Below are 12,744 nucleotides of genomic sequence, written 5' to 3'. Positions count from 1 at the left end.
GCGCCACCACCACCGCCTCCGCCACCACCGCCTCCTTGAGCAAGGGCGGCCGTCGAAAGCGCAGCACAAGCGATCGTGACGAGGATGGATTTACGGATCATGGATCGTCTCCCTGGTTTGGCAGACAATCCAGCCCGGCAGGAGTTGTTCCTTCCGCGGGGGGAAGCGAGCTTCTCGTCTCAGGACTTTGGCGACTTGCGGTCCCACGGCCGTTTGCCATCGGCGTCGCGATCCCATGGTCGCGTGGCCGGAGCCCCCTTCTCATCCTCGGCAGCCTTCGCGCGGTCCGCCTGGACGCGTTCGCGATCGGTGAGAGGTGGGGCTGTGGGAACTGGATTCGTTTGAGCCAGAACCGGAAGCGTCGTAAAGAGCGCGACAATAATGAACTTTGTCATTCCCGGCTCTAGCACTTTCACCTTGGCGTGTCCAAGTTCGGCCGCTGCGCAAGATCATCCCGTCACAATCGAACAGGACGTCAATTATTACTCCGGTTCGCGCTCCTGAAGCTCTTGATCTCCGACACGCTGCCGTCGCGATAGGTCAGCTCCACCGAGACGGATTTCGTGCTTGGCGCGAGCTTCATGTAGAGCGGCATGCCGGCGCTGACCGCGCTGGGGTCGCGCATGTCGCAGGGCGGCATCTTCAGCACCTGGTTGGGCACGGCGCTGTCGACGCCGATGCGCACCTCGCGGATGGCGCAGCGGTAGGAGACGAGATGGGTGTAGTAGACGAGCAGCCCGTTGAACTCGCGGAACGACAGCCAGCTCGTCGAGGTCATGTCGAGGATCTTGCGCTGGTCGCGGATCAGCGCGGCCTCGGGATCGAACCTGATCGGGAACGGGCCCTGCATGTCGCCGGACTGATCGACATAACGGACCTCGATCGTGCCAGCCTGCGCATCCGGCGGCAGCTCGATCGACGGGTTCGGCATCCGCTTGCGGGTGCGCGGATCGAGCGTGTCGATGAACCCGGTCTCGCGGAAATCGCCCGTGCCGGCAATGCGCCAGGAAATGCCGAGCGTCGGATCGGCGAAAGAGAAGGTCACGCTCCAGCCGCCATTGTGACGCGAGAAGCTCGCGATCGGCGCGTTGAGGGTCTCCTCCTTGGGCATCTGCGGCACCGACACCGGCGGTAGCGCCGCAAGCTTCGTGGGCGGCGGATCGTCCGAACGCGCGGCGGTGTCCTTGGCGAGGCCGCTGAGGAAGACATCGTCGACCATCTGGTCGAAATAGACCGGCACCTGCCTGTGCTTCACGGTGTCGGCGAGCTCGCTGACGGCTCGGCGGGTACGCTGCGCCACCTGCACCAGATTCTCGCCGGGCTTGAGCAGCTCCTTGGCGAAGGTGCGCGTAAACACTGAGTTTGGATTGGCGTCGTCATTGGAGAGCCGATCGAGCGCGGTCTGGCGGGGACCCGCGGAGAACACCGAGAACACGCCCTCGGGCAGCTGGGTCATCGGTGCGAGACCGCCGGCGCCGGCGACCGCGCGGGTGCCCTTGCGCTCGAACGGATTGTTGCGGCAGGCGTCGAACACCAGGATCGAGGTCCGCGCCTTCTTGTTCTGCAGCCGCTCGACGATGCGGTCGGCCAGGATCGAAGCGTCGCGCACCAGCTCCTCCTGCCCTTCCGTCGCAGCCGGCACGTCGGTCGGCAGCAGATAGTTCTGGCCGGCGATCTCGAAACCGTGGCCGGCATAGAAGAAGAACGCGGTGTCGCCGGGCTCGATGGCCTTGTCGAAGGCGAGCAGCGTCTCGGAGAATTGCTGCCGGCTCTGGTTCTCGGCGACCATCACCGAGAAGCCGAGCTGCTTCAGCGTGTCGCCCATGGTGCGGGCGTCGTTGACCGCCTTGAGCAGCTTCGGCACGTTCTTGTAGTCGTTGTTGCCGACGACGAGCGCGACGCGCTTAGCGGCCCAGGCGGGCCCCGCGAAACCGCTCAGGCCCACCGCGAGGCCAAGGGCCGCCAGAATTCTGAAAAGCCGACGCGTCATCGCAAAATTTCCCGTTGCAGAACCGGCCCTGCCACCGATCTTCGAACGGCAGTTCATGGGACCCCCCTGCCGCTGTGTGATAGTCGGCCCAGACCTTACGACGGTTCAAGGACCCCGGGGGGCTCCGATTGTACGATCCGACTATGGCCGATTCCGCTAGAATCTGTTTCCTTTTGGCCAATTTCGCCGGAAGCGAGGGGCTGCCGTGTTGCACTGGTGTACGGACGAGGTCGACCCGAAGGATCGCTTCGACTATTGGCGCGAGGTGCGCGCCAAGGGGTTGTTCGGTGTCACCGCCGAGCTCGCGCGCGAGCGGCGCGCGGACTTCTTCGGCGAATTCTCGCTGCGTAAGCTGGGCGGCGCCGGCCTCGTCGAGCTGAAGGCCTCGCCCTACGCGGTCGAGCGCAGCGCGTCGGACATCGCCTATGCCCCGGGTGAGGCGATCTGCGTCTACCAACAGCTCGGCAGCGGCGGCTGGTTCGGCGGCATGCGCGCAAGCGACTTTGCCATTGCCAATGGCAGCTTCGCCACCAGCCATACCGACCTGCCGTACCGCACCGCCCCGCTGGGCACCGGGGGCTTCCACCTGCGGATCCTCAAGATCCCCGTGAGCCACATCCCGGTGCAGGACAAGCGCATGCGCGAGCTGGCGCCCCGGACCTTCAACGATCTGGCCCTGGCGCCCCTGCTCGCGGCCTGCTTCGCCGATCTCGGCGAAATCGCCGCGGACGATACGGCCTCTGCCGTCCAGACCTCGTTAGTCCAGGCGTTGGCCCACCTGGCGCTGATCGAGCGCGGCATCGTGCGGCCCGGAAGCCGGCGGGGACAGGAGGCACTGCGGACCGCCCGCCTCTCGCAAGCCCGACGGCTGATCGCGCGCCACCTTCAGGACCCCAATCTTGCGCCAGCCATGGTGGCCGACCTGCTCGGCGTCTCCGTTCGTCACCTGCACATGCTGTTCGAGATGGCGGAGAAGAGCTTTTCCCAGACGGTGACCGACGAGCGCCTGAAACAGAGCCGCCGCCTGCTGCGCGAGGCGCCGGAACGGCTGATCGCCGACATCGCCGCCTCGTGCGGCTTCGAGAGCCTGGCGACCTATTACCGGGTGTTCAACGCCGCCTACGGCATGGCCCCAGGTGATTTCCGGGCCAAAGGCACGGACGGGCCTTAGCTGCTGTCTAGGCGGTTGCGGCCAGGCGGAGGGGGCTCGGGGGAAAACCCCAGCCGCGCCCGTGATTTGGGCAAAAACCTCAGGCTTTTTAGGCTCTTCCCGCGCCCGCTCCATTGACTTTGGCCAATTCCCGCCTATGTTCCGGGTCGACGCGGCTCAGATCGAAGAGCGATTCCTGAGCCTTGCGCTTTGTCCGCGTGAGTCAGCACCCCCAGCTTCTTCGAGAGCGCGCCGTTTCGGGGTGGAACGCGACAGCCTTATTACCCTCGATTCCGAACGGCGGTTTCGACCAGAGGCTCAATGTCCTTTTCAGATCTCGGACTGTCCGAAAAAGTCCTCGCCGCAGTGGCGGCCACCGGTTACACCACCCCCACCCCGATTCAGGAACAGGCGATCCCCCACGTCCTCGCACGCAAGGACGTGCTCGGCATCGCCCAGACCGGCACCGGCAAGACCGCGGCCTTCGTGCTGCCGATGCTCACAATCCTCGAAAAGGGCCGCGCCCGGGCGCGCATGCCGCGCACGCTGATCCTCGAGCCAACCCGCGAGCTCGCGGCCCAGGTGAAGGAAAACTTCGATCGCTACGGCGCCGGCCAGAAGCTCAACGTCGCCCTCCTGATCGGCGGCGTCTCCTTCGGCGACCAGGATGCCAAGCTGATGCGCGGCGTCGACGTGCTGATCGCCACCCCCGGCCGGCTGCTCGACCATACCGAGCGCGGCGGCCTGTTGCTCACCGGCGTCGAACTGCTCGTCATCGACGAAGCCGACCGCATGCTGGACATGGGCTTCATCCCCGACATCGAGCGCATCTGCAAGCTCGTTCCCTTCACGCGGCAGACCCTGTTCTTCACCGCGACCATGCCGCCGGAAATCCGGCGCATCACCGAAGCCTTCCTGCACAATCCGCAGAAGGTCGAGGTCTCCAGGCCCGCCACGACCGCCGTCACCGTTACGCAAACCCAGGTGCCCGCCGGCCGCGAGGCGCACGAGAAGCGCGAATTGCTCCGCCGTTTGCTACGCGAGGCCAAGGACCTCAAGAACGCGATCATCTTCTGCAATCGCAAGCGCGAGGTCGCGATCGTTCACAAATCGCTGCAGAAGCACGGCTTCAGCGTCGGTGCCCTGCACGGCGACATGGACCAGCCGGCCCGCATGGCCGCGCTCGACCAGTTCCGCAAGGGTGAGCTGCCCCTCCTCGTCGCCTCCGACGTCGCCGCCCGCGGCCTCGACATTCCCGAGGTCAGCCACGTCTTCAATTTCGACGTTCCCCACCACGCCGACGATTACGTCCACCGCATCGGCCGCACCGGCCGCGCCGGCCGAACCGGCACCGCGATCTCGATCGTGACACCGCTCGACCAGAAGTCGATGGCGGCGATCGAGAAGCTGATCGGCCAGAGCATTCCGCGCGCCGAAGGCGACTATGACGTCCACGCCGAAGCGGGCGAACAAGGCGAGCGTCCGCGCGAGCAGCGCGGCCGCGAGCGTTCACGCGGCGGACGCGGCAAGCCGCAGCGCGGCGAGCGGCGCGGTCATGACCGCGAGCGCAGCCACGAGCCGCGCGAGGCGCGTGGCGAGGCACGGGCGGCTCCCGAGGCGAGGCCGGCACGCGAGGCACGGCCTCCGCGCGAAGCCAGGCAATCATCCGAGCCGCGCAATGGTGTGCGCCCGCAAGCGAATTCGTCGCATGTGCCCTCGATCGGCCGTCCCGAGCCGCGCCGCCAGCGCGAGATCGACAGCGAGCCGGGCGATCACTCGCATCTGCCGGCGTTTCTTCTGCGGCCGGTGCGCTCCCCCGCCGGCGCCTGAAGCGCGCTGGCGCGCCAGATTTCGGTTGAAGATCCTCGATCTACAATTTTTTGGATGCCCCGTGAACGTATATTTACGGGGCGTTCACGATCGTCCGTTAGCCTACGAACATAATTTAAGGATTGCTGCGGTCGATGGCGCGTCGGCCGCTGTGGGGATGTTCAGTGATCAAGGTACTCGACGAACACGAACGCACCCTGGCGTTCGCCGAGGTGGCGCTCGGTCAGATCCGATCGCTTCGACAGACGGCCATTCCCCGCAATTACGAGATCTGGTACGTCTACGCCACCGGCTACAACGCACCGCTCAACAAGATCATCAATGAGACGCTGGCGCGCAGCGGCAAGCTGACCGAGGCCGATCTCGAGCAGATCTACGAGACCTATCTCTCCCACATCAAGACCACCGACCGCATCGACAAGGTCGGCGCGCGCGTCGTCGGCGAGATCGACGACGTCGTGAAGGTGTTGGGCGAGGCGCTCGGCATGACCGGGGCCTACGATACCAGTCTGTCGGATGCGACCGAGAAACTGTCGTCGGCCGAGAACCGCGACCAGGTCAAGGCGATCGTCGAGGCGCTGCTGCGCTCCACCAGCGAGATGCGCGAGACCAACAAGGCGCTCGAAGACCGGCTGACGCTGTCGAAGAACGAGATCAGCAATCTCCAGCAGAGCCTGGAGGCGATCCGCGCCGAAAGCCTGACCGATCCGCTCACGGGCCTGGGAAATCGCAAATATTTCGACCGCATGATCGGCATCGCAGTGCAGAGCGCGCTCGTCTCGGGCGAGCCGCTGTCGCTGCTGCTGTTCGACATCGATCACTTCAAGTCGTTCAACGATTCCTACGGCCATCTCACCGGCGACCAGGTGCTGCGGCTCGTCGGCCTTTCGCTGAAGCAGACCATCAAGGGCCAGGACATCACGGCGCGCTACGGCGGCGAGGAATTCGCGGTCGTTCTCCCCAACACCGCGATGCGCCAGGCACTGACGGTGGCCGACCACATTCGCCGCGCCGTGATGGCGAAGGAATTGAAGAAGAAATCGACCGGCGAGATCCTCGGCCGCGTCACCATCTCCGTCGGCGTCTCCATGCTCAGGGAGGGCGACGACACCGACGCGCTGATCGAGCGTGCCGACGCCTGCCTCTACGCCGCCAAGCGCAACGGCCGCAACCGCGTGATCTGCGAAGCCGATCCGGAATTCGCGATCGAGAGCCACAGCCGGGTGGCGTGACGTTCATCCTCGCGTCTGTAGGGTGGGTTAGCGCAGCGTAACCCACCTCTTGTCTATCAAGATGTATGAAGTGGTGGGTTACGCTGCGCTAACCCACCCTACGCATCGCCTTCCCGGCAACCTTCTTCGCCACACCCTTCTTCGGCGCAACCTTCTTCTTCGCCGCCGCCTTCTTCGCCTTCGGTCGCTTCTTCACCTTGGCGCGCTGGGCGGCAGTGAGCGCCGCCCTCGCCCATTGCGCAAGCTCCTGGGAATCGTCGAACAGGCGCGCCGGCAGCTCCCAGTAGGAATTCACAACCACGGTCTTGGCGCGGGTCGAATACTGGAACGGCTTCGAGCCTTCGGCCTCGAAGTCGGGAATGGTCGTCTCGTCGGCGCGAAAGAACAGGCCGGCGCGCAGCGACAGCGCGAAATTGACGCCGTCGGCGGAGATGCCGTAGCCGGAGAACATTTTCCGGATGGTGACCGGGCCGAAATCGGCGAACAGGTCGATCAGGAATTCGCGGTCCATCGGAGGCTTCCCTGCGCAAGCAAGTGAGCCTTCATAGCATTTCCGTCATTGCGAGCGAAGCGAAGCAATCCAGACTTCCGCCGCGGAGGCAGGTTGGATTGTTTTGTCGCCAGCGCAAAATTGCTCGCAATTTTGTCGCGGGCTCCTCGCAGTGACGCTGGAGAGTCTACCCGTCGATCTTTGCCGGCCGCAACTCGACCGATTCGCCGCAACCGCAGGCGGAGACCTGGTTGGGATTGTTGAAGACGAACTGGGCCTGCATCTTGTCGGCCTTGTAGTCCATCTCGGTGCCGAGCAGGAACAGCACGGCCTTGGGATCGACCAGGATCTTGACGCCCTTGTCCTCGACGACCTCGTCGGTCGGGCGGATGTCGTGGGCGTATTCGACCGTGTAGGACTGGCCGGCGCAGCCGCCGTTCTTTACGCCGACGCGCAAGCCCACGATCTCCGAGTCGGCACGCTGGGTCAGCTCGGTGATGCGCTGGGCGGCGGCATCCGTCAGCCGCATCACCTGCGGGCGCGGCCGCCGCGGCTTCGGAGTGGATGCTGGTGTCGAGCCTGACGAAATCTGGGTCATGTTGTCTATGTGGTCCGTTGCGGAGCGAATTCAATGCGGCCCGAGGGCGTCACCACATGTTCAGCACGAGGCGGGCCTCGTCGCTCATGCGTTCCGGCGACCACGGCGGCTCCCAGACGACCTTGACGTCGACCACGCCGACGCCGGGCACGCTCGCCACCGCGTTCTCGACCATGGTCGGCAGCTCGCCGGCGGCCGGACAGTTCGGCGTCGTCAGCGTCATCTGCACGTCCACGGAACGGTCGTCCTTGATCTCAACCTTGTAGATCAGGCCGAGCTCGTAGATGTCGGCCGGGATTTCCGGGTCGAACACGGTCTTGAGCCCGGCGATGATCTCGCGGGTCAGCCGCTCGGTCTCCTCCGGCGGCAATGCCGAATGGGTCTCCATCGGATTGGCTTTGATTTCGGCCGTGTCACTCATGCAAACAAATCCCGCGCCTTCAGCAGCGCCTGTGCCAGATGATCGACTTCTTCCCGCGTATTATACATGCCGAACGAGGCCCGGCATGTCGCCGTCACGTTGAACCGCTCTAAAAGCGGCATGACGCAATGGGTGCCGGCGCGCACCGCGATGCCCTGGCGGTCGATCACGGTGGCGACGTCGTGGGCGTGCGCGCCCTTGAGCTCGAAGGAGATCACGGGGCCCTTGCCCCGCGCCGTGCCGATCAGCCGCAGCGAGTTGATCTCGCGCAGGCGCTCCTGGGCGTACGCGGTGAGGTCCGCCTCGTAGGCGGCGATGCGTTCCTTGCCGATCGAGTTGACGTAATCGATGGCGGTACCAAGGCCGACGGCCTCGACGATCGCCGGCGTGCCCGCCTCGAACTTGTGCGGGGGATCGCCATAGGTGACGACATCGCGCGAGACTTCGCGGATCATCTCGCCGCCGCCGTTGAAGGGGCGCATCGCGACGAGGTGGTCGTACTTGGCCCAGAGCACGCCGATGCCGGTCGGACCATAGACCTTGTGACCGGTGAAGACGTAGAAGTCGCAGCCGATATCCTGGACGTCGACCGGCAGATGCACCGCGCCCTGGCTGCCGTCGACCAGCACCGGAATGCCGCGGGCATGGGCGATCCTGACGACGTCCTTGACCGGCACGATGGTGCCGAGCGCGTTCGACATCTGCGTGATCGCGACCAGCTTGGTCTTCGACGTCAGCAGCTTCTCGAATTCGTCGATGAGGAAATTACCCTCATCGTCGACCGGTGCCCATTTGATCACGGCACCCTGGCGTTCCCTCAGGAAATGCCAGGGCACGATGTTGGAATGGTGCTCCATGATGGAGATGACGATCTCGTCGCCTTCCCCGATATTCGGGGCGCCCCACGAAGACGCGACCAGGTTGATCGCCTCGGTCGCGTTGCGGGTGAAGATGACTTCCTCGGTGCGCGCAGCGTTGATGAACTGCGCCACCTTGGTGCGGCCGCCCTCATAGGCTTCGGTCGCGGCATTGGCGAGGTAGTGCAGGCCGCGATGCACGTTGGCGTATTCGGATGTATAGGCCTGCGTCATGCGGTCGAGCACAGCACTCGGCTTCTGTGCCGAGGCGGCGTTGTCGAGATAGACCAGCGGCTTGCCGTAGACCTGCATGGCGAGCGCCGGGAAATCCTGGCGCACGCGCGCAACGTCATAGGCGCCGTTCTTGACCGCCGGATGCGTGCTCATGACCGCCGCTCCAGCCAGCGCTCGGCGATGCCGATCACGTGCTCGCGCAAAGTATCATCGGCGATCTGCTCGATCGCCTCGCCGACAAAGGCCTGGATCAGCAGCGCCTGGGCCTGCTTCTCCGGCAGGCCACGGGCCTTCAGGTAGAACAGCAGACTGTCGTCGAGCGCGCCGGCGGTGGCGCCGTGGCCGCAGGAGACGTCGTCGGCAAAAATCTCGAGTTCGGGCTTGTTGTCGGCCTCGGCCTCGTCCGAGAGCAGCAGCGCGCGCGTCATCATCTTGCCGTCGGTCTTCTGCGCGTCGGGACGGACGATGATGCGGCCCTGGAACACCGAATGGGCGCGGTCGTCGATCACCGCACGGAAGATCTCGCGGCTGACGCAGTTCGGCACGGCATGGTCGACCACCAGCGTGGTGTCGCCGTGCTCGGTCTTCTTCAGGAGGTTGACGCCGTTGACCGAGAGCTCGCTGCCCTCGCCCGCCAGCGTAATGAAGCCCTGCAAGCGGCTGACCGCAGCGCCGCTGGTCATGTTGAAGACGTTCAGCTTGGTGTTGGCGCCGACGGTAACGAACTGCGAGGTGATGTTCACCGCATCGGCGGCATCGTCCATCAGGCGGATATGCGCGACGTCGGCGTCGTCGCCGACCGAGATCATAACGGCGTCGTTGACCTGGTAGGCCGCAGCGCCGGCGGCGACGAAGCTCTCGATGATGGTGGCGCGGGCGCCCTTCCCGATCGCCACCTGCGAGCGGGTGAAAGCCGAGGCCGATGCGGCGGTCGCAACATGGATGATCTGGATCGGCGCAGAGAGCTGCGTTCCATCCGCGATCGACAGCACCACGCCGTCGGTCGCCAGCGCCGCGTTGACCGCGATCACGGCATCGGTGGACGCGGTCTTGAGGAGACCGGCATCCTTATCCAGCGTCTCGCGCAGAGTCTTGAAGCCGACCTCGGACGCAAGCGCCTTCACGTCTGAAAGCTCAGCCGCGAACACGCCGTCGACCAGCACCAGCTTGCGGGCGCCCGCGATGGCATGCGCCTTGACCGCGTCCGCGGCGCGCTTCAGCGCGGTCGCATCGGGCACGGCCGCCAGCGGCAGCACCTCGCCGACCAGCGCGCGCAGGTCGGTGTATTTCCATTCCTCGATCCGGCGGTGCGGCAGACCGAGACGCTCATAGGTCTCGAACGCCTCGCGGCGCGCCGCCATCACGTCAGGCGAACCCGGCAGGCGGCCTTCGGCGCTGGCGAAGAGATCGCTCACCGCGCGGCCGCTCCCGGTCTTTGCCACAGCAACGTTCATCTTAAAATTCCTTACGCGGCATCCTCGAACTGGGCGTAGCCGGAGGCTTCCAGCTCCAGCGCCAATTCCTTGCCGCCGCTCTTCACGACGCGGCCCCTGGACATCACGTGCACGACGTCGGGCACGATGTAGTTCAGCAGCCGCTGATAATGGGTGATGACGACCATCGCGCGCCCCGGCGAGCGCAGTGCGTTGACGCCGTCGGCCGCGATGCGCAGGGCGTCGATGTCGAGGCCGGAATCCATCTCGTCGAGGATGCACAGGCTGGGCTCGAACAGCGCCATCTGCAGCACCTCGTTGCGCTTCTTTTCGCCGCCGGAGAAGCCGACATTGACGCCGCGCTTGAGCATGTCCTGCGGGATGTTCAGCGACTTCGAGACTTCGCGGACCTTCTTCAGGAAGTCCGGCACCATCAGCTCGCTCTCGCCGCGCGCCTTGCGCTGCGCGTTCAGCGCCGTGCGCAGGAAATTCATGGTGGTGACGCCGGGGATCTCGACCGGATATTGGAACGCCAGGAACACGCCCTTGGCGGCGCGCTCGTCGGGATCCATCTCCAGCAGGTCCTCGCCCCTGAACAGGATCTGGCCGTCGGTGACCTCGTAGCCGGGCTTGCCGGCGATGACGTGCGAGAGCGTCGACTTGCCGGAGCCGTTCGGCCCCATGATCGCGTGCACCTCGCCCTCGTTCACGGTCAGCGTCAGCCCGTGGAGGATCTCACGCTCCTCGACACGAACCTTGAGGTCTTTCACTTCAAGCAAAGCCATAATGTTTTTCCATCTATCCCCTCATCCCAGGGAGCGCCGCAGGCGCGTCTCGAAGGATTGAGGCCACCAATCTTTCCGGTATCCATCCTTCGAGGCGGCCGCTTGCGCGGCCTCTTCAGGACGAGGTCCGAGCTAGCCGACCGACCCTTCGAGCGAGATCGAGATCAGCTTCTGCGCTTCCACCGCGAACTCCATCGGCAGCTGCTGCAGCACGTCCTTGACGAAGCCGTTGACGACGAGGCCGACCGCTTCTTCCTGGCTGAGCCCGCGCTGGATGCAGTAGAACAGCACGTCCTCGGAGATCTTCGAGGTGGTCGCCTCGTGCTCGAAAGTCGCCGAGGAGTTCTTGGCCTCGATGTATGGCACCGTGTGCGCGCCGCATTTGTCACCGATCAGCAGCGAGTCGCAGGCGGTGAAGTTGCGCGCGCCGGTCGCCTTACGATGCGCGGTGACGAGACCGCGATAGGTGTTCTGCGACTTGCCGGCGGCGATGCCCTTGGAGATGATCCGGCTCGACGTGTTCTTGCCGAGATGGATCATCTTGGTGCCGCTATCGACCTGCTGGAAGCCGTTCGAGATCGCGATCGAGTAGAACTCGCCGCGGGAATTGTCACCGCGCAGGATGCAGCTCGGGTATTTCCAGGTGATGGCGGAGCCGGTCTCGACCTGGGTCCAGGAGATCTTCGAGTTGGCGCCACGGCAGTCGCCACGCTTGGTGACGAAATTGTAGATGCCGCCCTTGCCTTCCGAATTGCCGGGATACCAGTTCTGCACCGTCGAATACTTGATCTCGGCATCGTCGAGGGCGACGAGCTCGACCACGGCGGCATGCAGCTGGTTCTCGTCGCGCTGCGGCGCGGTGCAGCCTTCGAGATAGGAGACGTAGGAACCCTTGTCGGCGATGATCAGCGTGCGCTCGAACTGGCCGGTGTTGCGCTCGTTGATGCGGAAATAGGTCGACAGCTCCATCGGGCAGCGCACGCCCGGCGGCACATAGACGAACGAGCCGTCGGAGAACACCGCCGAGTTCAGCGTCGCGTAGAAATTGTCCGAGGTCGGAACCACCGATCCCAGATATTTCTGCACCAATTCAGGGTGCTCGCGGATCGCCTCCGAGATCGGCATGAAGATCACGCCGGCCTTCTTCAGCTCGGCCTTGAACGTGGTCGCAACCGAGACCGAATCGAAGACAGCATCGACCGCGATCTTGCGGCGGGCGGGATCCTCCTCACCGGGCTTGGGTTCGACGCCTTCGAGCATGGCGACTTCCCGCAAGGGGATGCCGAGCTTCTCGTAGGTCTTCAGGATCTCCGGATCGATCTCATCCAGCGAGGAGACGGTCTTCTTCGGCTTGGGCGCCGCGTAGTAATAGAGGTCCTGGAAGTCGATCTTCGGATAATCGACGCGCGCCCAGGTCGGCTCCTGCATGGTCAGCCAGCGCCGATAGGCCTCCAGCCGCCACTGCAGCATCCAGGCGGGTTCGTTCTTCTTCTGCGAGATGTATTTGACGATCTCTTCCGACAGCCCCTTGGGGGCCTTCTCGGACTCGATCAGGGTCTCAAACCCATAACGATACTGGTCGACGTCGATGCGCTTCACGCGCTCGACCGTCTCTTGTACGGCTGGCATTCCATCCTCCGCTCGCGGTTTCAAGGACCGCGGTGGATCAAACTCGAACGAGTATTACGATATTTCTCTGCGGAAAGCACGGGCTTAGAACCGTT

Annotated in this window: 11 protein-coding genes; 3 read left to right on the top strand and 8 right to left on the bottom strand. The window is 64.7% G+C overall.

What is annotated here, in order from left to right; translation table 11 throughout:
• Positions 1–475: 475 nt before the first annotated feature.
• Positions 476–1,990, bottom strand: coding sequence for a caspase family protein (locus I6F28_RS16675; protein ID WP_225125540.1), 1,515 nt, complete (start codon positions 1,988–1,990; stop codon positions 476–478).
• 205 nt (positions 1,991–2,195) lie between these two features.
• Between I6F28_RS16675 and I6F28_RS16670 the strand changes: the two genes are divergently transcribed.
• The 3 genes from I6F28_RS16670 to I6F28_RS16660 all read left to right on the top strand — a co-directional run bounded on the left by I6F28_RS16670 (position 2,196) and on the right by I6F28_RS16660 (position 6,202).
• Positions 2,196–3,161: a helix-turn-helix domain-containing protein gene (locus I6F28_RS16670; RefSeq protein WP_225140355.1), complete on the top strand. Its 966-nt coding sequence runs from the start codon at positions 2,196–2,198 to the stop codon at positions 3,159–3,161.
• Positions 3,162–3,461: 300 nt separating this feature from the next.
• Positions 3,462–4,970, top strand: coding sequence for a DEAD/DEAH box helicase (locus tag I6F28_RS16665; RefSeq protein WP_225140354.1), 1,509 nt, complete (start codon positions 3,462–3,464; stop codon positions 4,968–4,970).
• Positions 4,971–5,134: 164 nt separating this feature from the next.
• Complete coding sequence (locus I6F28_RS16660; protein WP_225140353.1) at positions 5,135–6,202, top strand: GGDEF domain-containing protein; 1,068 nt, start codon at positions 5,135–5,137, stop codon at positions 6,200–6,202.
• A gap of 88 nt (positions 6,203–6,290) precedes the next feature.
• Here I6F28_RS16660 and I6F28_RS16655 read toward each other — a convergent pair whose 3' ends face one another.
• The 7 genes from I6F28_RS16655 to sufB all read right to left on the bottom strand — a co-directional run bounded on the left by I6F28_RS16655 (position 6,291) and on the right by sufB (position 12,649).
• Positions 6,291–6,713, bottom strand: coding sequence for a TfoX/Sxy family protein (locus tag I6F28_RS16655; protein ID WP_057029081.1), 423 nt, complete (start codon positions 6,711–6,713; stop codon positions 6,291–6,293).
• A 166-nt stretch (positions 6,714–6,879) separates the two neighbouring features.
• A complete protein-coding gene (locus I6F28_RS16650) occupies positions 6,880–7,290 on the bottom strand; it encodes a HesB/IscA family protein (protein ID WP_074447904.1) in 411 nt (136 codons plus the stop codon).
• A 49-nt stretch (positions 7,291–7,339) separates the two neighbouring features.
• A complete protein-coding gene (locus I6F28_RS16645; protein WP_018641712.1) occupies positions 7,340–7,711 on the bottom strand; it encodes an SUF system Fe-S cluster assembly protein in 372 nt (123 codons plus the stop codon).
• Positions 7,708–8,955, bottom strand: coding sequence for a cysteine desulfurase (locus I6F28_RS16640; protein WP_225140352.1), 1,248 nt, complete (start codon positions 8,953–8,955; stop codon positions 7,708–7,710). The genes I6F28_RS16645 and I6F28_RS16640 overlap by 4 nt, the downstream gene beginning before the upstream one ends.
• Positions 8,952–10,256: a Fe-S cluster assembly protein SufD gene (gene sufD / locus I6F28_RS16635; protein WP_225140351.1), complete on the bottom strand. Its 1,305-nt coding sequence runs from the start codon at positions 10,254–10,256 to the stop codon at positions 8,952–8,954. Before sufD ends, I6F28_RS16640 begins: the two co-directional genes overlap by 4 nt.
• A gap of 11 nt (positions 10,257–10,267) precedes the next feature.
• Positions 10,268–11,020 carry a Fe-S cluster assembly ATPase SufC gene (gene sufC, locus I6F28_RS16630; RefSeq protein ID WP_035999976.1) on the bottom strand — a complete coding sequence of 251 codons (753 nt, stop codon included), beginning with the start codon at positions 11,018–11,020 and terminating at the stop codon, positions 10,268–10,270.
• A gap of 132 nt (positions 11,021–11,152) precedes the next feature.
• Entirely contained in the window at positions 11,153–12,649 is a 1,497-nt protein-coding gene (gene sufB / locus I6F28_RS16625) for a Fe-S cluster assembly protein SufB (protein ID WP_225140350.1), read from the bottom strand.
• Positions 12,650–12,744: the final 95 nt, after the last annotated feature.

The sequence above is a fragment of the Bradyrhizobium sp. NBAIM14 genome, from assembly GCF_020193895.1.
GTDB classification, from domain to species: Bacteria; Pseudomonadota; Alphaproteobacteria; order Rhizobiales; family Xanthobacteraceae; genus Bradyrhizobium; species Bradyrhizobium yuanmingense.
The sequence above is the reverse complement of the archived record's forward strand: the minus strand, read 5'-3'. Positions and strand labels throughout refer to the sequence as shown.

Coding starts and splice junctions, on each gene's coding strand:
- I6F28_RS16650 (WP_074447904.1), bottom strand. CDS start 7,290: ATGACCCAGATTTCGTCAGGCTCGACACCAGCATCCACTCCGAAGCCG.
- I6F28_RS16640 (WP_225140352.1), bottom strand. CDS start 8,955: ATGAGCACGCATCCGGCGGTCAAGAACGGCGCCTATGACGTTGCGCGC.
- I6F28_RS16645 (WP_018641712.1), bottom strand. CDS start 7,711: ATGAGTGACACGGCCGAAATCAAAGCCAATCCGATGGAGACCCATTCG.
- sufC (WP_035999976.1), bottom strand. CDS start 11,020: ATGGCTTTGCTTGAAGTGAAAGACCTCAAGGTTCGTGTCGAGGAGCGT.
- sufD (WP_225140351.1), bottom strand. CDS start 10,256: ATGAACGTTGCTGTGGCAAAGACCGGGAGCGGCCGCGCGGTGAGCGAT.
- I6F28_RS16665 (WP_225140354.1), top strand. CDS start 3,462: ATGTCCTTTTCAGATCTCGGACTGTCCGAAAAAGTCCTCGCCGCAGTG.
- I6F28_RS16655 (WP_057029081.1), bottom strand. CDS start 6,713: ATGGACCGCGAATTCCTGATCGACCTGTTCGCCGATTTCGGCCCGGTC.
- I6F28_RS16675 (WP_225125540.1), bottom strand. CDS start 1,990: ATGACGCGTCGGCTTTTCAGAATTCTGGCGGCCCTTGGCCTCGCGGTG.
- sufB (WP_225140350.1), bottom strand. CDS start 12,649: ATGCCAGCCGTACAAGAGACGGTCGAGCGCGTGAAGCGCATCGACGTC.